Origin of the sequence: Winogradskyella undariae, assembly GCF_013285155.1 — a bacterium.
Lineage (GTDB): Bacteria > Bacteroidota > Bacteroidia > Flavobacteriales > Flavobacteriaceae > Winogradskyella > Winogradskyella undariae.
This window is the reverse complement of sequence record NZ_JABTEL010000006.1, coordinates 115,940-137,840: the sequence shown is the minus strand read 5'-3', so window position 1 is coordinate 137,840 and position 21,901 is coordinate 115,940. Positions and strand designations below refer to the sequence as shown.

At 31.0% G+C, this 21,901-nt stretch carries 23 protein-coding genes; 4 read left to right on the top strand and 19 right to left on the bottom strand.

The features are described from left to right. Window positions 1-78: 78 nt before the first annotated feature. Together HSX10_RS10295 and HSX10_RS10290 are read left to right on the top strand one after the other, a co-directional pair. Window positions 79-1,158: a serine hydrolase domain-containing protein gene (locus HSX10_RS10295; protein WP_173588134.1), complete on the top strand. Its 1,080-nt coding sequence runs from the start codon at window positions 79-81 to the stop codon at window positions 1,156-1,158. Window positions 1,159-1,246: 88 nt separating this feature from the next. Further along, the gene (locus HSX10_RS10290; RefSeq protein WP_173588133.1) at window positions 1,247-3,430 is read left to right on the top strand and encodes a T9SS type B sorting domain-containing protein; all 2,184 of its coding nucleotides are present in this window, start codon (window positions 1,247-1,249) and stop codon (window positions 3,428-3,430) included. A gap of 39 nt (window positions 3,431-3,469) precedes the next feature. On the opposite strand, the gene ftsY is transcribed toward HSX10_RS10290, so the two are convergent. From ftsY to HSX10_RS10250, 8 genes are all read right to left on the bottom strand, one after another. Next, a complete protein-coding gene (ftsY, locus tag HSX10_RS10285; RefSeq protein ID WP_173588132.1) occupies window positions 3,470-4,444 on the bottom strand; it encodes a signal recognition particle-docking protein FtsY in 975 nt (324 codons plus the stop codon). A 194-nt stretch (window positions 4,445-4,638) separates the two neighbouring features. Continuing rightward, window positions 4,639-4,791, bottom strand: a complete 153-nt coding sequence (locus tag HSX10_RS10280) for a DUF4295 domain-containing protein (protein WP_173588131.1) — start codon at window positions 4,789-4,791, stop codon at window positions 4,639-4,641. Between the two features lie 6 nt (window positions 4,792-4,797). Continuing rightward, window positions 4,798-4,980, bottom strand: a complete 183-nt coding sequence (gene rpmG, locus HSX10_RS10275; RefSeq protein WP_020896723.1) for a 50S ribosomal protein L33 — start codon at window positions 4,978-4,980, stop codon at window positions 4,798-4,800. A gap of 30 nt (window positions 4,981-5,010) precedes the next feature. Beyond that, the gene (gene rpmB / locus HSX10_RS10270; RefSeq protein ID WP_173588130.1) at window positions 5,011-5,247 is read right to left on the bottom strand and encodes a 50S ribosomal protein L28; all 237 of its coding nucleotides are present in this window, start codon (window positions 5,245-5,247) and stop codon (window positions 5,011-5,013) included. A 112-nt stretch (window positions 5,248-5,359) separates the two neighbouring features. Beyond that, entirely contained in the window at window positions 5,360-6,607 is a 1,248-nt protein-coding gene (locus HSX10_RS10265; RefSeq protein WP_173588129.1) for a competence/damage-inducible protein A, read from the bottom strand. A 3-nt stretch (window positions 6,608-6,610) separates the two neighbouring features. After that, window positions 6,611-6,952: an Hpt domain-containing protein gene (locus tag HSX10_RS10260; RefSeq protein ID WP_173588128.1), complete on the bottom strand. Its 342-nt coding sequence runs from the start codon at window positions 6,950-6,952 to the stop codon at window positions 6,611-6,613. After that, entirely contained in the window at window positions 6,953-7,564 is a 612-nt protein-coding gene (locus tag HSX10_RS10255; RefSeq protein WP_173588127.1) for a fumarylacetoacetate hydrolase family protein, read from the bottom strand. An 86-nt stretch (window positions 7,565-7,650) separates the two neighbouring features. Further along, window positions 7,651-8,427 (bottom strand): 3'-5' exonuclease, encoded by a 777-nt coding sequence (locus HSX10_RS10250; RefSeq protein WP_173588126.1) that lies wholly within the window; start codon window positions 8,425-8,427, stop codon window positions 7,651-7,653. Window positions 8,428-8,622: 195 nt separating this feature from the next. Here HSX10_RS10250 and HSX10_RS10245 point away from each other — a divergent pair, with 195 nt between their 5' ends. Beyond that, window positions 8,623-10,839 (top strand): response regulator, encoded by a 2,217-nt coding sequence (locus HSX10_RS10245; RefSeq protein WP_173588125.1) that lies wholly within the window; start codon window positions 8,623-8,625, stop codon window positions 10,837-10,839. A 150-nt stretch (window positions 10,840-10,989) separates the two neighbouring features. Here HSX10_RS10245 and HSX10_RS10240 read toward each other — a convergent pair whose 3' ends face one another. The 8 genes from HSX10_RS10240 to recR form a co-directional block, all read right to left on the bottom strand. Further along, window positions 10,990-13,062 (bottom strand): hypothetical protein, encoded by a 2,073-nt coding sequence (locus HSX10_RS10240; RefSeq protein WP_173588124.1) that lies wholly within the window; start codon window positions 13,060-13,062, stop codon window positions 10,990-10,992. A 237-nt stretch (window positions 13,063-13,299) separates the two neighbouring features. Further along, complete coding sequence (locus HSX10_RS10235) at window positions 13,300-13,704, bottom strand: acyl-CoA thioesterase (protein WP_173588123.1); 405 nt, start codon at window positions 13,702-13,704, stop codon at window positions 13,300-13,302. Then, window positions 13,694-14,329, bottom strand: coding sequence for a GTP cyclohydrolase II (gene ribA / locus HSX10_RS10230; protein WP_173588122.1), 636 nt, complete (start codon window positions 14,327-14,329; stop codon window positions 13,694-13,696). Before ribA ends, HSX10_RS10235 begins: the two co-directional genes overlap by 11 nt. 57 nt (window positions 14,330-14,386) lie before the next feature. After that, window positions 14,387-14,773 carry a NifB/NifX family molybdenum-iron cluster-binding protein gene (locus tag HSX10_RS10225; protein ID WP_173588121.1) on the bottom strand — a complete coding sequence of 129 codons (387 nt, stop codon included), beginning with the start codon at window positions 14,771-14,773 and terminating at the stop codon, window positions 14,387-14,389. A 172-nt stretch (window positions 14,774-14,945) separates the two neighbouring features. Next, window positions 14,946-15,353 carry a DUF134 domain-containing protein gene (locus HSX10_RS10220; protein ID WP_173588120.1) on the bottom strand — a complete coding sequence of 136 codons (408 nt, stop codon included), beginning with the start codon at window positions 15,351-15,353 and terminating at the stop codon, window positions 14,946-14,948. 173 nt (window positions 15,354-15,526) lie between these two features. Next, a complete protein-coding gene (locus HSX10_RS10215; protein WP_173588119.1) occupies window positions 15,527-16,855 on the bottom strand; it encodes a dihydrolipoamide acetyltransferase family protein in 1,329 nt (442 codons plus the stop codon). 90 nt (window positions 16,856-16,945) lie between these two features. Further along, a complete protein-coding gene (locus HSX10_RS10210; protein WP_173588118.1) occupies window positions 16,946-18,046 on the bottom strand; it encodes a glycosyltransferase family 2 protein in 1,101 nt (366 codons plus the stop codon). 7 nt (window positions 18,047-18,053) lie between these two features. Next, window positions 18,054-18,671 (bottom strand): recombination mediator RecR, encoded by a 618-nt coding sequence (gene recR / locus HSX10_RS10205; RefSeq protein WP_173588117.1) that lies wholly within the window; start codon window positions 18,669-18,671, stop codon window positions 18,054-18,056. A 166-nt stretch (window positions 18,672-18,837) separates the two neighbouring features. On the opposite strand from recR, the gene HSX10_RS10200 reads away from it, so the two are divergent. Beyond that, window positions 18,838-20,283 (top strand): sodium:solute symporter, encoded by a 1,446-nt coding sequence (locus tag HSX10_RS10200; RefSeq protein ID WP_173588116.1) that lies wholly within the window; start codon window positions 18,838-18,840, stop codon window positions 20,281-20,283. Here HSX10_RS10200 and HSX10_RS10195 read toward each other — a convergent pair. The 3 genes from HSX10_RS10195 to HSX10_RS10185 all read right to left on the bottom strand — a co-directional run bounded on the left by HSX10_RS10195 (window position 20,280) and on the right by HSX10_RS10185 (window position 21,888). Continuing rightward, the gene (locus HSX10_RS10195) at window positions 20,280-20,639 is read right to left on the bottom strand and encodes a CoA-binding protein (RefSeq protein WP_173588115.1); all 360 of its coding nucleotides are present in this window, start codon (window positions 20,637-20,639) and stop codon (window positions 20,280-20,282) included. The two genes, HSX10_RS10200 and HSX10_RS10195, sit on opposite strands and share 4 nt — an antisense overlap. Before the next feature lie 281 nt (window positions 20,640-20,920). Continuing rightward, window positions 20,921-21,511 carry a CHAP domain-containing protein gene (locus HSX10_RS10190; protein ID WP_173588114.1) on the bottom strand — a complete coding sequence of 197 codons (591 nt, stop codon included), beginning with the start codon at window positions 21,509-21,511 and terminating at the stop codon, window positions 20,921-20,923. Between the two features lie 23 nt (window positions 21,512-21,534). Beyond that, window positions 21,535-21,888: a hypothetical protein gene (locus HSX10_RS10185; RefSeq protein WP_173588113.1), complete on the bottom strand. Its 354-nt coding sequence runs from the start codon at window positions 21,886-21,888 to the stop codon at window positions 21,535-21,537. Between the last annotated feature and the right edge of the window lie 13 nt (window positions 21,889-21,901).

Genomic DNA, 21,901 nt, shown 5'->3' with positions numbered 1-21,901 from the left:
ACGATAATCTATTTTTGATTGCTTTACTATTAGCTTAAACTTTTTATTATTTTGTAAGTCTAAAATAAAACATTAATTATGAAACATAAATTACTGATTGCATACTTATTCATTTTCTCACTATATTTCTCATGTACTTCTAACAATGATTCTAGCACAGAAGAACCACAAAATGAAGAAGTCAGATACTTTCCTCCTATAAATTCAGAGATATGGGAAACCAAAACTACGGCTGAATTAAATTGGAACGAAGACCAATTATCACCTCTTTTAGATTTCTTAGAAGAAAAAAACACTAAAAGTTTTATAATACTTCATAATGGTAAAATAGTAATTGAAGCATATATGAATGGACACACTGATACTACACCTTGGTATTGGGCAAGTGCAGGTAAAACTTTAACTGCTGCTGTTACAGGTATTGCACAAGAAGAAGGTTTAATTGACATTAATAATAAGGTTTCTGATTATCTAGGTACAGGCTGGACAAGTGCTCCTTTAGAAAAAGAAAACTTAATCACTTCTAAAAATTTATTAGAAATGACTTCTGGGTTAGATGATAATTTGGGAGATGATGTTTCATCTTCTAATTTACAATATTTAGAAGATGTTGATCAACGTTGGGCTTACCATAATGCATATGTAAAACTTCAAGATGTTGTTTCTGCTGCTAGCCAAGACAGTTGGACTAATTATTTTAATACAAATTTAAAAACTAAAATTGGAATGTCTGGTGCTTGGATACAAACCGGTAGTTATAGCCTTTATTGGAGTACTACAAGAAGCATGGCTAGATTTGGCTTATTATCTCTAGCTAACGGAAAATGGGAAACAGAGCAAATCATTCCCGAACTTTATATGCACGAAGCAACTAACACATCTCAATCTATAAATGAAGCCTATGGCTATTTATGGTGGTTAAATGGTAAATCTTCATACCACTTACCACAAAGCCAATTTGAATTTCAAGGTGAATTAATCCCTAATGCACCTAGTGATACATTTGCTGCTTTAGGCAAAAATGATCAGAAAATCTATATCGTTCCTAGTAAAGATCTAGTTATAATTAGAATGGGAGAAGCTGCTGATGATGAAAATTTTGCTTTATCTAGTTTCGATAATAACTTATGGGAAAAAATTAATGCATTTATCGATTAATTAAGATCAAGTATAACGCAAGTTTTATGTAAAGAACACATCTAAAAGGTAACAACTAACCTAATAGATTGCTTTAAAACATATTGCTTTGCATAAAAAATATCAACTCCTCTTTTTTATAATTTTTTCTTATTCAATTCAATCTTACGCACAATTATGCGAAGGTAGTTTAGGTGATCCTGTTGTTGAAATAGATTTTGGATATGGATCAGCACGAGGTGATGCCTTAGATTCAAATATTACTGCATTTACTTACAGTAATTCAGGTGAATTAGACGAAGGCGAATACACTATTTCTAATACAACCAATGGGTTAAAATCAAATGCATGGCATGTAACAAGTGATCATACAGGAAATTCAAATGGTTATATGATGGTAATTAATAGTGCTGTTATAGCTAATGAAGGTGTTTTTTACACTAAATCAATCACAGGACTTTGCTCTAATACAACCTACGAATTCTCAGCTTATGTAATGAATATTATGAATCCTTCTGTCGGTACAGATGAATACCATCCGGATGTTACATTTAGAATTAGTGATACTGCTGGTAATATATTAGGATCCTACAACACCGGTGATATTGCACAAACGACATCAGGAGTTTGGGTACAGTATGGATTCTTTTTTACATTAGATAATGATGAAGAGGTTATTATCACTATGCTAAACTCTGCACCAAGTGCAAATCCTGGAAATGATATTGCTTTAGATGATATTGCTTTTAGACCTTGCGGACCTACAATTACCAATTCTATAGATGATGAAATCAATAGCTCTATTACCCTCTGTCAGAATGAATTAGTTAATTACACATTTCAATCAGAAGTTTCTTCTGGCTATTCAGATCCACAATACCAATGGCAATATTCCAATGACCTAGGAGAGAGTTGGATTGATATTACCGGAGAAATAACAACCGAATATACATTTACGGAAACCAGTAATTCTGGCACTTTTCTATATCGTTTAACCGTTGCTAATGGAACAAACATAAATTCAACTTCATGTAGAATTACTTCTGAAGATTATAATATTACAATTCTCGAAACACCTGAAGCTCTAACAGGAGCCTCAGAACAAACATTTTGTACAACACAACAACCAACGGTAAATACTATTGAAGTCAACGGAGCAGCTATTTGGTATGATGAAGCTATTGATGGAAATATAATTCCTAACACAACGTATTTAATTGATGGAATAACTTATTACGGCGCTCAAGAAACCAATAATGGATGTGAAAGTGATCTAAGGTTTCCTGTATTAATCACTATACTATCACCTAGTTTAGTTGTAAACAATATTGAAACTCCTATTTGTGACACGGATAATGATTATGAAGAAAATGTAGATTTCACACTTTACGAAACTAATATTGTAAATTGTGAAGATTGTATTTTTAGTTATTTTGAAAATTTATCGGATGCTGAAAACTACAATGACGAAAGTAGAATACTAGATCCTGAAAATTACAATTGGAATGAAGATACTCTTTTAATATATGCCAGAATAGACTCACCTGATCAATGCTATCAAATAGCTGAAATTATTTTATACTTAGAAGAAACACCACTCATAGAAATACAAGATTCAGTAGGTATTTGTGCTGGTTATAATACAATAAGTATAGATGCCGGCTATGGTTTTAATAGCTATTTATGGTCTACCGGAGAAACTTCACAATCCATTATTATTTCCGAAGAAAACTTAGGACAATATTCTGTTACAGTTACAGAAGATCACCTTGATTATACTTGTGCTTCCACTAAGGAATTTGAAGTAATTTTGTCTAATACAGCAGTTATATCTCAAATTGATATTGATGATTGGTCAGATAATAACAACAGTATTACAGTTCACCTATCTGATGTAAGTTTAGGGGACTATGAATATTCTATAGATGGTATAATTTATCAAATCAGTAATAATTTCACAGGCTTAACACCTGGTGAATACACTGTTTATATTAGAGATAAAAGAGGTTGTGGTGTTATTGAAGAGGTCATTTATTTATTAAGCTACCCCAAATATTTCACCCCAAATGGTGATGGAAATCACGACACATGGTTCATAGAAAATTCAATTTCAGAACCATCATTAAACATAAAAATTTATAATAGATATGGAAAAATTCTAAAGATTTTAGATTCTAATTCTGTTTGGGATGGTAACTATAATGGAAACCCAATGCCAACTTCAGATTATTGGTTTGTAGCTACTAGGGAAAATGGCAGAAGCTATACTGGCCACTTTAGTTTAAAACGATAAAATAAAAAAGCCAATCTAAATTTAGATTGGCTTTTTTTATTATTTAAAGAAAGAGTCGACAAATTCATATTTATTAAAGACTTGTAAATCTTCAATACCTTCACCTACTCCAATATATTTTACAGGGATTTGAAATTGATCACTAATCCCAATTACAACACCACCTTTTGCTGTTCCGTCTAATTTTGTTACCGCTAATGACGTTACTTCAGTTGCAGCTGTAAATTGCTTAGCTTGCTCAAAAGCATTTTGTCCTGTAGAACCATCTAATACTAATAACACATCGTGTGGTGAGTTAGGAACAACTTTTTGCATTACACGTTTTACTTTGGTTAACTCATTCATTAAGTTAATCTTATTATGTAAACGTCCTGCAGTATCAATAATAATAACATCGGCTTGTTGGTTAACACCAGATTGTAAAGCATCAAAAGCAACAGAAGCAGGATCTGATCCCATTTCTTGTCTTACCATTGGTACATCTACACGATCTGCCCAAACTTGTAACTGATCTATGGCTGCAGCTCTAAAAGTATCAGCTGCACCAAGTACAACTTTTAAACCTTTCTTTTTAAACTGATAGGCTAACTTACCAATAGTTGTTGTTTTGCCAACACCATTAACACCAACCACCATAAGAACGTAAGGTGTTTTAGAACCATCTGCTTGTTTAGGTAATTCAGGAATTGTGTATTCTGTTTCTTCACCAGATTTAGTTTCTGATAATAAAGCAGCAATCTCTTCTCTTAAAATTTTATTAAGCTCAGAAGTCCCTAAATATTTATCTTGTGCTACACGTTCTTCAATACGTGTAATCACTTTTAATGTGGTCTCTACACCAACATCGCTAGTTACCAAAATTTCTTCAAGATTATCTAAGACATCATCATCTACTTTAGATTTTCCTGCAACAGCCTTGTTCAGTTTAGTAAAAAAAGAAGTTTTAGATTTCTCTAAACCTTTGTCTAAGGTTTCTTTCTTTTCGGAAGAGAATATTTTTTTAAAAAAACTCATTGTATGATTCTATTTAAACAAGACTTAAACAGAGATTGTTGTATTCTCTAAATAGTATTGTTATTCAATTTTATAACAAACAATAATCTTGCCTATAACAATTTACTGCTAAGTTGTCAGACCTTTTCAAATATAAGCATAAAAAAACTGCTTTCTAATGAAAGCAGTTTTATAAATCTATATGTAAATAAAGATTATTTTTTGTTTAAAAAGTCACTGACAAATTCTGGTGCCATTACTGATTCTACAAACATGTAAGCTCCAGTTTTTGGTGATTTTACCATTTTTATCGCTTTTGTCAAACGCTTTGATCCTGTCTGTAAAGACGCTACTGATTTCTTTGCCATGGTTTCTTATTTTATCTCTTTATGAACTGTCATACGCTTAAGGATAGGATTAAATTTCTTAATCTCCATACGATCTGGCGTATTCTTTTTATTTTTCGTTGTAATGTATCTAGATGTTCCTGGTTGTCCAGAAGTTTTGTGCTCTGTGCACTCTAAGATCACTTGTATTCTATTTCCTCTTTTTGCCATTGTAAATCGACTTAAGCGTAAAAAACGCTATTATTTATAAAATCCTTTTGCTCTAGCTTCTTTCAACATCGCTTCGATACCAATTTTATTGATAGTCTTTAACGCTGATGTAGAAACTTTTAATGTTACCCACTTATCTTCTTCAGGAATATAAAAACGTTTCTTAATCAAGTTTGCATCAAACTTGCGTTTAGTTTTATTCATTGCGTGAGAAACATTGTTTCCAACCATCGCTTTCTTCCCAGTAAGTTCACAAACTCTTGACATTGTATTCTTTCTTTAGGTGTATTATTATTTATGTTTATCTAAACATCCTCACATAGGATATTTTAAACAAGGGTGCAAATTTAATAAAACTTTACGTTTCAGCAAACTTAAATCACTTCTTTTTTAAAATTTCTTTTTGAAGCATGCTAAAAGCCTTATTTGTAGCACGTCCAATCACGTTTTCACGGTGCTTTCCAAAGTTAAAAACTTCAGAGATTACTTTATCTTTAGTTGCTACAGCAATCCAAACGGTACCAACTTCGGCATCTGAATCTCCTTTTGATGGACCTGCATTACCTGTTGTACTTATTGCATAATCACTATCAAATAATGCTCTTACATTTGTAGCCATAGCTTCTGCTACCGCTTTACTCACTACTGAATGTTCATTTATAATCGCTTCAGAAATCCCTAAAATTTTCACTTTAGATTCCGTCGCATAAGGCACTAAACCTCCTTTAAAAAAAGCTGAAGCACCTGCATTTGCTGTAAATGATTGCGTTATTAGACCACCAGTACAACTTTCGGCAACGGCTAATGTTTTTCCCATTTCGGAAAGACGTCTCCCAATTAAAGCTTCAAGAGATTGATCTTCTTCATACCCAACAAAAACATCTTCAATCTGAGGCAATAACAAATTAACTTGTCTTTGAACCTCGTCACCCACAATAATTTGATCTGTTCCTTTTGCGGATAAACGCAAACGCACACGTCCTAAACTTGGCAAATAAGCTAGTTTTATAAAGCTAGGTAAATTATCTTCCCACTCCTCAATACGTTCTGCTAATGCACTTTCACCAAGACCATAAGTCAATATCGTTTTGTGCATTATATATGGAAAACTGAATTGCGCTCGTAATTTAGGAATAACTTGCTCTGTAATTAACGCTTTCATCTCTAAAGGTACTCCCGGTAGTGAAACAAATACTTTTCCGTTTTTCTCTAACCACATTCCTGGAGCTGTTCCGTTATGATTCATCAATACCTTAGATTTAGAGGGCACTAATGCTTGATGCTTATTAACGGTTAATAAGGGGGATTTATGATTTGAAAATATGCGTTCCACATTCTCTAGAACGGCTTTATCTTCAACTAAAACATCATTAAAGTATTCGCAAATGGTATGCTTGGTGATATCATCTTTCGTTGGCCCTAATCCACCAGTTACAATAATGATATCTGCATTACCTTCAGCTTCTTTTAAAGCTTTAAGGATATGATTTTTATCATCTTGTACCGATGTAATCTGGTAGATTGAAACTCCTATTTTATTAAATTCTTTTCCTAAAAATGCTGAATTTGTATCAACAATTTGTCCAATTAGAATTTCATCTCCAATTGTAATTATTTCTGCTTGCATTAATTATAATCCGAAATCGGCTTTAATTTCATTAGTAGCATTCTCTACAGCTTTAAGTACAATTTGAAGTTCTGCTGTTACATCTTTATCACCTTGCTCAAACTTTCCCCAATCTTGTACTTCGATTAGTGTGTCTAAAACACCTAACTCAAACATATCTATCGTAGGCTTCATTTTATGAGCGGCTTGATAGACATCTTTAAAATCTTTATTAGGAACGCCTACTTTTAAACGTTCTGCATCTTCTGGGACTTCTTCTATAAACGCGGCCGCTATTGCTGAAACAAAATCTTCATCATCTTCAGCCAATTCTCGTACACGATCTAATTTATAATGTTGTGACATTTATTTGATTTTTATTGAAAACATTTCTTCGTCTTCTAGATATCCTTTTAATTGATCTTCTGCAAAAACTTTACCAACACCTGCTGGTGTGCCCGTAAATATAATATCTCCAATTTTTAAAGTGAAATATTTTGACACATATTCGATGAGTTCGTCAACTTTCCAAAGCATAAGCTCTGTATTTCCTTGCTGAACTAACTCATTATTTTTCTTTAAACTAAAACTAACATTATCTACGCTATGAAACTTACTCTTAGGCAACCACTTACCTATTACCGCAGCACCATCAAAAGCTTTTGCTTTTTCCCAAGGCAAACCTTTAGCTTTTAATTTTGACTGAAGATCACGTGCTGTAAAGTCTATTCCTAACCCAATTTCATCATAATATTTATGAGCGAATTTTTTATCAATATGTTTACCAACTTTATTAATTTTTATCAATAATTCGACTTCATGATGCACTTCATCGGAAAAATCAGGTATAAAGAAAGGTTGTTTCTTTAATAAGATCGCTGTATCTGGTTTTAAAAAGATTACAGGGTCTGTTGGTTTTTCGTTTTCTAGTTCTTTTATGTGATCGGTATAATTACGACCTATACAAATTAGCTTCATGTCTCTATTATTCCTGCAAAAGCAGTAAACTTATTAATTTGACGTTTATTTTACATTATGGATTTCTGCCTTCGCAGAAACGACAACTAACTTAATTTATTATTAAACTGTCTTAATTTAATAGCCGTTAAAACCTTTTTAGTATAAAGTGGAAAATCTGCATTGAGCAACCATCCAAAATAACCAGGTTCTTTATCTAAAACATCTAAAACACGTTTTCCTTTATGCTTACCGAACGAAAAACACTCTTCATCTTCTTTATTAAAAATTAAAAAACCTGCGAAATCTGCAAATTTCTTACGCGAACTAAATTCGGCTAAAAATTTAGTATCATTCTCTAATTCTTCATAACGATCTAATTGCGCTTTTAAAACTTCGTAAGTTGCTTTTGTATCTGCCTCTGCACTGTGTGCATCTTCTAAACTTTTATCGCAATAAAATTTATAAGCAGCAACCAATGTACGTTGCTCCATTTTATGAAATATAGTTTGTACATCTACAGATTGCGTATTTTTCATATCAAAATCAACATCTGCCCTCAACATTTCTTCTGCTAATAAAGGGATATCGAATCGATTAGAATTAAAACCACCTAAATCAGAATCTTTAATTAAATTATAGATTTCCTTAGATAATTCTTTAAAAGTTGGTTTACCAACTACATCTGCATCTGAAATACCATGAATCTCAGTAACTTCTGCAGGAATTGGCATTTCTGGATTTACAACCCAAGTTTTAGCTTCTTCCTTACCATCTGGATGAACTTTAAGGATTGAGATTTCAACAATACGGTCTTTTGAAATATTGATACCCGTAGTTTCTAAATCGAAAAAACAGATTGGTTTTGATAGGTTAAGTTGCATTTGTTATTGAATTTATGCAAAGGTAGTTAGATTCTTTGAAAAAGACATATTAGGTTTTAAAAACATAAAAATCTAGGTTATTTATTAAACTTGGTTATTTTTGAAAAAATAGCATAAAATCTAAAAAAAGCAGATACTAAACAACTTTCATAACAATATTATTTAGTAATTTAACATTTACATTAACAATCCTGAATGCGAGTATACTTAACCATATTAATACCCTTTATCTTTTTTAATAGTATTTTTGCTCAAAAGCAGAATGATTCAATTGAAAATTTGGCTAATAAACCAGTATCGACAGTCAAAACTCACCTTGATTCCCTCACAGAATCTATGATCTCTGACTATTATAAGGAAGATTACAGTACCGCTATTTTAAAAGGAAATGAAATTTTAAAACTTGCAAAAGAGAATGAACTTCCTAATGAGATTTTTCAGATTAATAGTTATCTCGCAAATTCTTATCACTATTTAAAGGATTCAATAAAATCATTTGAATATGCAAGAGAAAATACAGAATTAGCTAAAAAACTAAAAACTCCTAATTCTATTATAAGTGCTCAGATAGATTTAGGAAATATCTATTTTGCTTTTAAAGAATATGACAAAGCTCTCAATGCTTTTAACAAAGCTATTCCGCTAGCTGAGAAACAAGAGAGCAAACGTACTCTTTTTATACTTAACTATAACATCTCTGAAACCATCCTAGTTCAATTCAAAGATTACAAAAAAGCCAAACCTTATTTAGATGCTGCCGAAAAAAATATTCCGAAAGGTTTTAAAATAGGATTTACAGGAATTAATTTATTTAAGGCAAATTATGCTTTTATGGATGAAGACTACGACCTTGCCTTAAAATTATATATAGAAACTGTAGAATTAGCTAAACAAACAAACTTTAATGAAATCTTAAAAAAGGCATACGAAGGATATATAAATTGTTTAGTAAAAAAAGGGGATTACAAAACGGCTTATAAGATTAGCAAAATTACAGATAGTATATCGCAGAGTGAACAACAAAAAGATATAGAAAAATCGGCTAAAATTTTAACTGTTAGCTTAAAAAAATCACAAATGCAAGAGGCTCTAGAAAATCAAGCCTTAAGAAGTGAATTAATTATAGAAAAAGCGGATAAACAAAATAAATTTTTAATTGCTAGCGTCATTGTTTCATTATTACTTTTAGCTCTAGTTATTAACCTCCTCAAGGTAATTAAACATAGAAAAAAGTTAAATGCTTTATTAAAAAAGAAAAATCAAGATTATCTTGAAGCTAAGCTAGAATCTGAGAAACTAGCTAAATCTAAATCTCGCTTTCTATCTACTATGAGTCACGAACTGCGTACCCCTCTCTATGGAATAATCGGCTTAAGTACGATACTTAATAATGACAAAAGTCTTAAATCTCACAAAACAGAATTACAATCTTTAAAATTTTCAGCAGATTATTTACTTAATCTTGTAAACGACGTCCTCACTTTAAATAAAATGGATTCTAATGAGAAAAATGAAATAGAGTCCAAATCATTTCATCTCAAAGATTTTTTATATAACATTAAAGAATCTCTAGAATACATAACAGGTCAGACCGACAACAACCTAATTATAACTCTAGATTCAAAAATTCCTCATTGGATAAAAGGTGATCAAACTAAAATATCTCAAGTCTTAATTAATCTATTAGGAAATGCTTTAAAATTCACTAATCAAGGTGAAGTAAAACTTATTGTTAATTTAATTGAAAGCACTAAAGATCATTTAAAAATTTTATTTGAGGTAAAAGATAATGGAGAAGGAATTTCTGAAAATGACCAGAAAAAGATCTTTGAAGAATTTGGACAACTTAATCATCAAAGCCTTTTTCAAGGTTCTGGCCTAGGACTTACCATCGTTCAAAAGTTACTAATTGAAATGAAATCGAGCATACAACTAAAAAGTACTATTGGAAAAGGCTCGAATTTCTTTTTTGAAATGACTTTTGGAATAGCTACTGAAGAACATATTAACCAAGATAAAGAAGATATTTCTACGATAGACATCCTTCGTGGTAAGAAAATTTTAGTTGTAGATGATAATACTATTAATCTTTTAGTTACCAAGAAAACCTTAGAAAGCCACGGCATACAAGCAGACATAGCTAGCAACGGACAAGAAGGAATTGATAAAATTATAGAATCTGACTATGACATGGTGTTAATGGATGTTTTTATGCCTCAAATGGATGGTATTGAAGCCACTAAAAGAATCCGAAGATTAGGTAAAACTGTAACTATCATTGCGTTGACAGCTGTGACACAGAATGAACAAGATGATCATTTTAAATCTGCACAATTTGACGATTCTATTGTAAAGCCTTATAAAATTAACACCTTCTTAAAGACTATTGCAGCTAATATTATTAAAGAATAATATAAAGAACATAGTGATTAAAAAAAATAGAAGCTCTAAAGTATTTTAATTATAAATTCTAATTTCAAAAGTTAACTAGATAGAAAAAAAGGCACAGTTTACAAACTGTGCCTTTTTTTATTCTATATAAACCTTAAATAGTAATCCTAATTATTTCAACAATTCAGGGTGATTAAGAATCAATTCAATTTTTCTTATAATAACCGTAACTTGATTCATTTGCGCTTCTATATTTATAAAAAACAAGCTAATATCTCTATTTACCCAACTTTCAGAAATAACTCTTGCTCCCAAACTAATTCTTAATACAGCACTTTGTAAGTCATTTGTATATTTTACATTAACAGCTTGTCCTATATGGCATTTTTGCGCCGCAAGCCTTATGGTATCTAATGGAGAACCTTCAAACTGATCTGATAAATCGGAATTTAATAATGCATATAATTTTTTCACATTATCAACTGACAATGCTTCATTATTTTTAAGAATGAAAAAAGGAAAAATAGTACGAATATTTCTTATTCCAAATTCCTTGCTATTATTACTACTAGGTTTAACTTCATCACCATAAAGAGGTTTTAAGAATGTGGCATCTTTTATAGAGTCTTCTACAAAATTACAAAACATCTCAATTCCCATGTTTCTATATAAAATTGGTGTTTTAAAGTATCTATCCATTTCAACAATGGCAGCATTCCAACGCATATAAGAACCATAATTAAATCCTTCAGATAAATCTTTTGAACAGAACCATGATATAGGCCAATCTGAATGATTATAATACTGTGTTAGACCTGCTGGCAACACATTTTTTGAAGATTTAATAACTTCACTTACACTTTCTGGTAAAATTAACGCTCCTGCATAAGGAGGTCCTGTAAAATATTTACTTCCGGTAGTAGAAACAATGTAATCTTTTTCTAAATAAGACCTTATATCTGATGGATCTAAACGAAGCTGAGCTGCATCTACAATAACTTGCATAGACACATCTTGTAAATCATCTAATTTCTGCATCATTTCTTCACTAGGCGACTGATACCCTAATTTAGAATGATCCATAACATGCAAGACAATATGTCTCCCTAATTTTTGAGTTTCTGAAACAGCTGTAAACACTTCAGAATCTAATTGAGATTCTGATTTTAATTTTCCGTTTTCATCTCTAAATGTAATTTTTATCAATTCAACATTTCTAAACCCTTCTATTTTGTCTCCTTTTTTAATTGGATAATTAAGAGCTGTTGTGTTTTCGAAATGACAACCTTTTAATGCTGCAGGAACTCCACTTCCTGTTTCGTCTGAAGCAACTAAAACATGTGTAATATCTTTATCTGTTATAATTTGAGTTATCGCTGCAATTTGAAGAGACGCATCTGTACCTGAAGGAGAAAAAATAATTTCGCAGGCTTCATTTAATTTAAAGATATTCTTAACATTGGTTTTTAATAATTCTGAAAACTCATTAGTTGTCTTTTTAAAACCGTTTTTTAAGCTATTTTTAATTAATATACTTCTTACTTTATCTGTTTTATCAAAAGCAAAATTAGAAACACTTGTCGCTGTTGATGATGCAAAAGTAAATGCCTCAGGTCTTGGAAATGGTCTACAACCGTACTTATTTAATAAAGCAACTTCGTCTATATTTAACCTAAGATCTCCACCAGCCATTAACAAATACTCTGTTGGTTTCGCTAAATTTTCTACAATAGGTAACCAAGACTCTTCAAATTGCTTATCCGCATTATCTAAATCATGAAAAGCCTGTAATTCTTTATGTTTTAATAAATCTTCAATACTTAAGTCTTCGTCTTTTTTAAATAATTCGATTAAAAAATAATCAAGAGATTTTAACTTTTCCTTGTCTTCTTTTGGTAATAATTTGTAGAATATTCTAGTTACTTCAAAAGCAGCAATATCACACAAAGCAGAATCTTCATTTTTACTACTTAATGCTTTATACCAGAGTTGCCACTCAATTCCGTATCGTAAATAAACTAAAGCTAAAACTGGATTTTTTAAATATGAAGCACCAATTATAATTGATTCATTTGGTACAATTTTAAATACATCTGGTACCGTACTAGAAGTAATAATATTTATATTGTTAAGCTTAGGTACTGTATTAAACCTTTTTAAAACGTGTACGAGATAATTAACATTATCTTTTTCAAACAAACTTGTTCTTTTATATTGATTTTCAATAATTATATTATTTGTCATAAATGCTTCATTTTTAAAACGTTCAGAAGAACGAAATTCTCTAACCAGAGTATTTAGAGTATCAATTAACTAGTATATTTTGTGTTCTTTTTATGAACTTCTTTAAAAATTTTGATAAAAATAGGTTTATTTTAAAAATTTAACCCTCATTCCTGTTTCTATTTATTCGATTTCATAATTTCTAAAAACAGCAAAAGTAAAAAACTAGCTACAATATACTAGATGTATGTAATTTTATTAAAATTCCTTTTTGAATATATTTTGAATAAACTCAGGGATCTTTTTAGGTAAACGCGATTCAACATCTACAAAAACAACTGTTGACTTCGCTTTAATTAAAAGGATGTTTTGTTCATTTCTAATTTCAAATTCAAAATTAAAACGCACTTTAGGCATTTCTCTTATTATAGTTTTTACCGTAATAAGCTCATCAAAATATGCAGGTTTTTTATAGCTAATATCAAATGAAATAACGGGTAATATGATATTATTCCTTTCAAGAACAACCTCATCTAAGTTTAGTTTTCTTAACAACTCATTACGTGCTTGGTGACAATATGTAAGATAATTTGCATGATATACATATCGCATTTGATCAACCTCGCCGTAATGTGGTCTTAATTGAAATGTATCAGTGATCACAGCATTTATCTTCTAATTTACTTTCAGTGAGTTGATGTCCCATTTGATTTTCTTTGGTCGCTAAATAACTCTTATTAAATGGGTTTGATGGTATTATTATAGGAACGCGTTTTACAACCTTAATTCCGCTTTTCTCTAATCCTGAAATTTTATCAGGATTATTAGTTAACAGGTTCACTTGTTTTACCCCAACAGCATTAAGAATTTCTACGCCTACGTTATAATCTCTTTCATCGGAAGCAAAGCCCAATTTTAAATTAGCCTCAATGGTATCGAATCCTTCTTCTTGAAGTTTATAAGCTTTCATCTTATTCATTAGACCTATACCTCTACCCTCTTGTTGCAAGTAGACAATAACGCCTGTTCCGTTTTTCTCAATCATCTTCATGGCTTCAATTAATTGATCACCACAATCGCATTTTAAGGACCCGAATAAGTCTCCGGTAGCACAAGCTGAATGTATACGTGTTAAGACAGTATCTTTTGAGGTTAAATCTCCTTTAATAAGAGCCATGTGCTCAAAACCATTTACTTTTTCTTTAAAAGGGATTAATTCAAAATGACCAAACTTAGTAGGTAACTTAACCCTTACTCCTTCTATAATAGCTGAATCTTTAATAGACATTAATATAATTTTTATTTTTTGTGAATAGAAATCAATTAAGCATTCCTATTTTTTTTATTAGCAGTGACATTTATAGTCTTTTAACTGCTTATTCTTTTTTTTATGAAGTGAACAACTTGTTCCACTATCTATAATTTCATTTTCAACAAACTGTAAAATAACATCAGCAGAATCACCCGAACATCCTCTTATCACCTTAATCCCTGCTTTATTTAATCTATTGAAAGCCTTATTTCCTATATGATCTGATAACATAAAGGTAACTTCTGCATTTGCCAATACGTTTACAACATTAGAACAGCCATAACTTTTGTCTAACTCTAACAATTGCACATCTAAAATATCATTAGTTTTAGAGAAAATATAAATTTCATAAAACTTAGAATCTCCAAAACAGCTTTCAATTTTGTTATTTTGAGTTATGGGAACAGCAATTTTCTTCATGATATAATCTTTCTAACCAGTTACAATGTGATTTTTTTATCCTTCCTTTTCTACATTGCCTAATTTCAGAATCCTCAACAGTATCAGATTTAGTCTTTCTACATTTCCCTAATTTCATTCCTGTTTTTGGACCTAAATTATCTGGACCTCTATGGTTTAAATTTGACATAATTTATTCATTTAAATTTACCAATTCATTTGTATCTCCCGAAGAACAATCATCACACTTTAAATTATTTTCAACACCGGCTATTAGTTTGAAGCAGGTTTTACACTTATACCAATCTTTCTCAAATTCAAAATCCCCACCTTTAATAAGAATCGATTTTCCTTCTACAAAGGCTTGTCCAATTTTTTTTAAAGCACTATTATAAATCCGGGTAAGCGTAGGCCTAGAAACCTCCATTTTATCCGCAGCATCTCCTTGCGAAAGGTCATCGTATATAACTAGTTTCACGGTTTCGTATTCTTCGTATTGCATAATAATATGCTCTGTTTCGCAGAACCGAATACCAAATGGCTTAAAACCAAGCATCTTAGGTGGGAAATCAACTTTTCTCTTCTTTTTTGGGCGTGGCATTTGTCTTAATTTTACATAAAGGTAATGAACTTACGTTCATAACAAAACTTAATAATGATAATTTTTTGTTATAAATAGAAGAAATTTGATGGTGAGATTATTATAGATTTAAAAACAAAAAAGCACAGTCGTAAAACTGTGCTTTTGTTGATTAATTCTTATATAAAATAGACTTAAATCTCGCGATCTAAATCCCAAGCTTCTAAATAATCTTTTACTGCTTTTACAAATTGTCCACCAAGTGCACCATTAACAACTCTATGGTCATAAGAGTGCGATAAAAACATTCTGTAACGGATACCAATATAATCGCCTTCTGAAGTTTCAATAACAGCAGGTACTTTTCTAATGGCACCTAAAGCTAATATTCCCACTTGTGGTTGATTGATAATTGGTGTTCCCATAATGCTACCAAATGTACCAACATTAGTTACTGTATAAGTTCCTCCTTGTATATCATCTGGATTTAATTTACCCAAACGCGCTCTATTTGCTAAATCGTTAACATGTTTTACCATTCCTAATAAACTTAATTGATCTGCATTTTTAATTACAGGAACAATTAAATTACCATCTGGTAATGCTGCTGCCATACCAACATTAATAGCTTTCTTTTTTATAATTTTATCGCCTTCAACAGAAATATTCATCATAGGAAAATCTCTTAGAGCCTTTGTTATAGCTTCCATAAAGATTGGTGTAAAGGTTAAGTTCTCACCTTCACGTTTCATAAAACCACTCTTCACCTTCTTTCTCCAATTCCAAATATTAGTTACATCTGCTTCAATAAACGATTGTACGTGAGCTGAAGTTTGAATAGAATCTACCATGTACTTAGAAATAAGTTTCCCCATTCTAGACATTTCAATAATTTCATCATCACCAGAAGTTACAACAGGTGTCTGTGTAACAGGCTTACTTTGAGTTTTAGATGTATTGCTCACTACAGAATCTGCTTTAGGAGCTGCTACAGGAGCAGAACTACGAGACTCTAAATATGTTTTAATATCATTTTTAGTAACACGGTTATCTTTACCAGTACCTTGAATTGTATCTAATTCAGATTGTGCTATACCCTCTTTTTTTGCTATATTTTTTACTAAAGGAGAATAAAAACGATCCTCTGTAGAAATTACTGGTTCTACAGATTCTTTAGCTGCAACAACAGTTTTAGCAACTTCAGCCACTGCTTTAGGAGCTTCTGTTTCTGCAACAGGTTCTGGTTGCGCTTCAGTAGCTTTTACTTCTATTGTATCGCCACCTTCTGTTTTTATAACCGCAATAACTTGTCCTACTTGTACTACATCATCAACATCAAACAATTTTTCAACTAAAACACCATCTACTTCACTTGGTACTTCACTATCAACTTTATCTGTTGCAATTTCTAAAACAGCTTCATCTGCTTCAATTGTATCTCCAACATCTTTAAGCCATGAGGTTATTGTTGCTTCTGCAACACTTTCTCCCATTTTAGGTAACTTAAGTTCAAAATTTGCCATATCTATAATTTGTGGGTCGTTATTTGCTAATCGCGTGCAAAATTACTGAAAAAATACGTGTTTTACTGAATTTAATTCAATAAATATAGTTTAGAAGTGTAGAACCTCTCCTCTATTATTAGCACTATCGCTTCCGAGGATAAATTTACAGTTTTTTGAAAGAAATCTAAAGACAATATGATCTTGTTTCGATTTTTGCTTCATATCTGCAATTACACTACTCGCGTTCAGTAATTTAAAATCGTAAACAATCATACTATTATTTTCAACATCTCGTCTTATATCTTCATCAACTTGAGTTGGCTTTGGTAATTTCTCAACCAAATTAGTATTTAAATCGGCAGTATATAAATAAGATCTATTTGAATTCACGACAACATCAATTGGAGTTTTTCGCATTAAAAAGGCCATTTTAATCCCTAACCAAACTACTGCATTGAATAATAAACTCTGTTTAAAATGTTTTTTATAGAAAATCTGCATCGCTCCGTAAAAACGTTTTGCATATTTAGAATCTTTTAAGGTACTCTCTCCTTTAAAATGAATGATTGTAGTGTTTCCGAAATAGAAATTATCATATCCTGCTTTTACTACTTTATATGATAAATCGATATCTTCACCATACATAAAATAGGCTTCATCGAATCCGCCAACAGCATTATAGACTTCTTTTTTGAGCCACATAAAAGCACCTACTAAAATATCTACTTTACCAGTTTCCTCTATATTAATATGATTTGCATAATAATCATTAGTGCTGCCCAATATTTTTTTTAAAGCTACTTTTGGAGTTGGAATGTTACGTTTACTTTCTGGAAGAAATCTCCCCTTTCCATCTATTAGCTGACAACCAACAATTCCTAGATTATTTTTAGAATCTGTAAAATTAATGAGTTTAGTAAAAGTATCCTCTGCAACAACCGTATCTGGATTAAGAATACAAAGGTATTCTCCTTTTGCCTGAGCTACACCAATATTATTTCCTTTTGAAAATCCAGGATTATCTTTATTCTCAATGAGCTTTACCGAAGGGAATAATTGCTTCACCATAGCACAACTATCATCTTGAGAGTTATTATCTACTACGATAATTTCTGCATCAATAGTTGCAATAGCCGCTTGAACACTTTTAAGGCAGAGCTCTAAAAAATAGCGGACATTATAATTTAAAATGATGACTGAAAGTTTCAAAATAATATTACGATTTTAATGAAGCTTCAAATGGGACACGATCTATAATACTTCGACCTAAAGTAATTTCGTCTGTATATTCTAATTCGTTTCCGGCAGCAACACCTCTTGCAATAGTAGAGGTTGTGACTTTATAATCTTGTAATTGTCTAAATATATAAAAGTTTGTTGTGTCTCCTTCCATCGTAGGGCTCATGGCAAAGATTAATTCTTTCACTTTTCCTTCCTTTACCTTTTCTACTAAAGAGGTAATATTTAAATCTTGAGGACCAATACCATCCATTGGAGATATCTTTCCTCCTAAAACATGATACAAACCTTTAAAAGAGCTTGTGTTTTCTACAGCCATTACATCTCTAATATCCTCTACAACACAGATTAGTTCGCTATTACGATTTGGGTTTGCACATATTTCACACAATACCGTATCACTAATATTATGACACGATTTACAAAAATTAATTTCTCCTCTCACCTTTGTTAATGCATTGGCTAATTGAAAGGTTTGATTTTCGGGTTGTCGTAACATGTGCAACACTAAACGCAAAGCTGTACGCTTACCAATACCAGGTAATTGAGACATCTCGTTAACAGCGTTTTCTAAGAGTTTTGATGAAAATTCCATAGCCGCGAAGATACTGATTTTTGCCTATAAAAAAGGAGCAACTTAAAACTCTATTTTAGAGTAAATTATACATACGCTTATATTTTTTTCGTAATTAATTCTATTTTAAAGCTGTCCTTTTTTTCAAATACATTACTTTCATAAATTATACTAAAATGTCAATTTCATGTCGCCAACATCAATACTTATCTTAATTGTATGCTACTTTGGTTTACTTATATTAATCTCTTATTTCACAGGAAAAGAAGATTCTAATGCTGCTTTTTTTAAGGCAAACAAATCTGCTCCTTGGTATTTGGTGGCTTTTGGAATGATAGGTGCTTCTTTGTCTGGCGTTACATTTATTTCGGTTCCTGGTGCTATTGAAGCAAAACAATTTGGTTATTTACAAGTTGTTTTCGGATATTTCTTTGGGTATTTAATTATCGCTTTTGTGTTATTACCGCTTTATTACAAGCTTAATCTTACTTCTATTTACACCTATTTAAAAGATCGTTTTGGTATTGTAAGTTATAAAACTGGCTCTGTTGCTTTTTTAATTTCAAGAACGGTTGGTGCTGCTTTTCGTTTATTCCTTGTTGCTAAAGTTTTACAACTTTTAGTGTTTGACTTATTTGATATTCCTTTTGCCATTACTGTAATTATCACCATTGTATTAATTTGGCTTTACACCTTTAAAGGTGGAATAAAAACAATCATTTTTACCGATACACTTCAGACTTTATTTATGTTAATATCTGTAGTTGTTGCCATTGTATTTTTAGCATCTGCTTTAGATTTAAATAGCATTAGCGAAGTGATTACTTACACCAGAGAAAGTAACCTAACGAAGGTGTTCTTTTTTGAAAATGGAAATGATCCGCAATATTTTTGGAAGAGCTTTTTATCTGGGATTTTTATTACCATTACCATGACAGGTTTAGATCAAGATATGATGCAAAAAAACCTGACTTGCCGTAATTTGAAAGATGCGCAGAAAAATATGATAACCTTTAGTATTGTATTAATTTTTGTAAATCTACTCTTCTTAGTTCTTGGACTGATGTTAACACAATATGCCGCTGCGCATGGTATCTCAGCGTCTAAAGATGATTTATTTCCAACGATTGCTATGTTACCAGAAATAGGCATTGTTACCTCAGCGTTCTTTTTACTTGGTTTAATTGCTGCTGCTTATTCTAGTGCAGATTCTGCTTTAACATCCCTAACAACATCTTTTTGTTTTGATATTTTAAATATTGAAAACAGGCCTGAGGCTAAAAGAAAAAACTTAAGAAAACGTGTTCATATTGGATTTAGTGCCGTACTTGTTCTAGTGATTTTATTATTCGATTTTATATTTAAAGATGTTTCCGTTATTTGGGAACTCTTTAAAGCTGCAGGTTACACTTACGGACCATTATTAGGTTTGTTTGCCTTTGGTCTATTTACTAAATTTCAAATTAAAGACAAGTTAGTTTGGATTGTAGCAATTGTAGCTCCATTAATTTCATACCTCTTAAACTTATATTCTAAAGAATTATTTAATGGTCACGAAATAGGATTTGAAATACTAATCTACAACGGCCTATTCATGTTTTTAGGTTTACTGCTTCTCAAAAAGAAAGCTTAATATTGTCCTGTACTCAATAACACTAAAGTACAAGCGACTTCAAATTCAATATTATTCTGTTCTAAAATATTATAAAATTCAGTGTTTTCTGTTCCTGGATTAAAAATGACGCGTTTAGGGTTAAGACCTATTATGTAATTATAATACGGTTTTTGGCGTTGTGGATTAAGATATAGTGTTACGGTATCAATATCTTTATACGGCATTAACTCGGTATCAATAGAAACATCTTCAACCTTACCTAGTTTTAAACCAAAAGCTTTCACATCGTGTTTAAAATGGCGTAATTTTTTGATTGCAATATTTGAATAACGTTCTGGTTTTAACGAGGCTCCTATAACTAATGTTGTTTTCATATTTTAAATATAAACTAAAATTTATAAGATTCTAAAATTTTTCAAATCATAATTTATGAGTATTTAAGAGGTATTACAATAAGTGTTAAATGCAAGTTAAACACCAAAAGCTATGAAATAATATTGAACTTATTGCGTCTATGGTAGTATAGTTTTTTTAAGTAATAATTGTTATAAATTAATTTTTATAATAGTGTTAGTTAAGGTTGGTTAATAGCGAAAAAGCCTAGACAAATTTTGTTTAGGCTTTTTTTATTGATAAAACAGATCCTTAAAATTCTTTATTTTTTCCGTAACCATCCTAATATTTGATGATTATTAATTTTCCACTTACCATTCTCTTTAATTAAATGATATCGTTTACGTGAATCACCAAAAGGCCCCGGATTTTGCTGTATAATTTCGATATCCTTATCTGTAACTTGAGAAATAATTGAAACGTGACCATATTTATTTAGTACAGTCCCTGAATACACCACCAAATCATGTAACCTAGGTTTAGAAAGACTTGGATTTGTATATTGAATTAAATTTCTTGCTTTATTAATTTTACCATTGCTAACCTTATTATCAAAAAAATCTTTAGCATGTCCGTAGCTATTAGGCATTTTATGATTTAAAGCTTCGTAGTAGTATCGCTTTACAAACTCTACACATTGATACTTTAATCCAAGATTATAACCATCAGCTGTCAATTCTCGTCCATTAACATGACCTACGCTTCCATTATAATAAACAGCGACTCCATTAAATTGATCAATTTGTTTCCCTACTTTATATTCTGGATTAATATTAATTGTTTTTAATATAAAAAATCCAAAAGCACCTACAGATAATAGGATTATAAGGATTACAACTTTCTTTTTCAACATTTAATGTGTTACGCTTATTAGTATTAGCGGTACTTAAAACCGTATACTTCTTGAATTTTATGATTCATAATATGATCTGAAGGAAAAACAGTTAGTTCTATTTTTTCATTTTTAGATTTTAACCATTTAACAAATTCAATATAGCTATCAGATTGCGCTATGGATAAAAACCTTAGAGACTCAACTTTATCATCTTTCATAAACTTTATTCTATTTCTATCTGGTGATTTATGAACCGAAATAAATTCTACTGCAATTAATTCATTATAAAGAATCTGTATGCTTTTATCCAGATAAATGTAGTCTACTGAAATAACAGCTTCTAAGAACTTAATAGTAAATACTTTTTTTCTTAGATAGAGTATTATAAATATCAAAACTACTACTAAA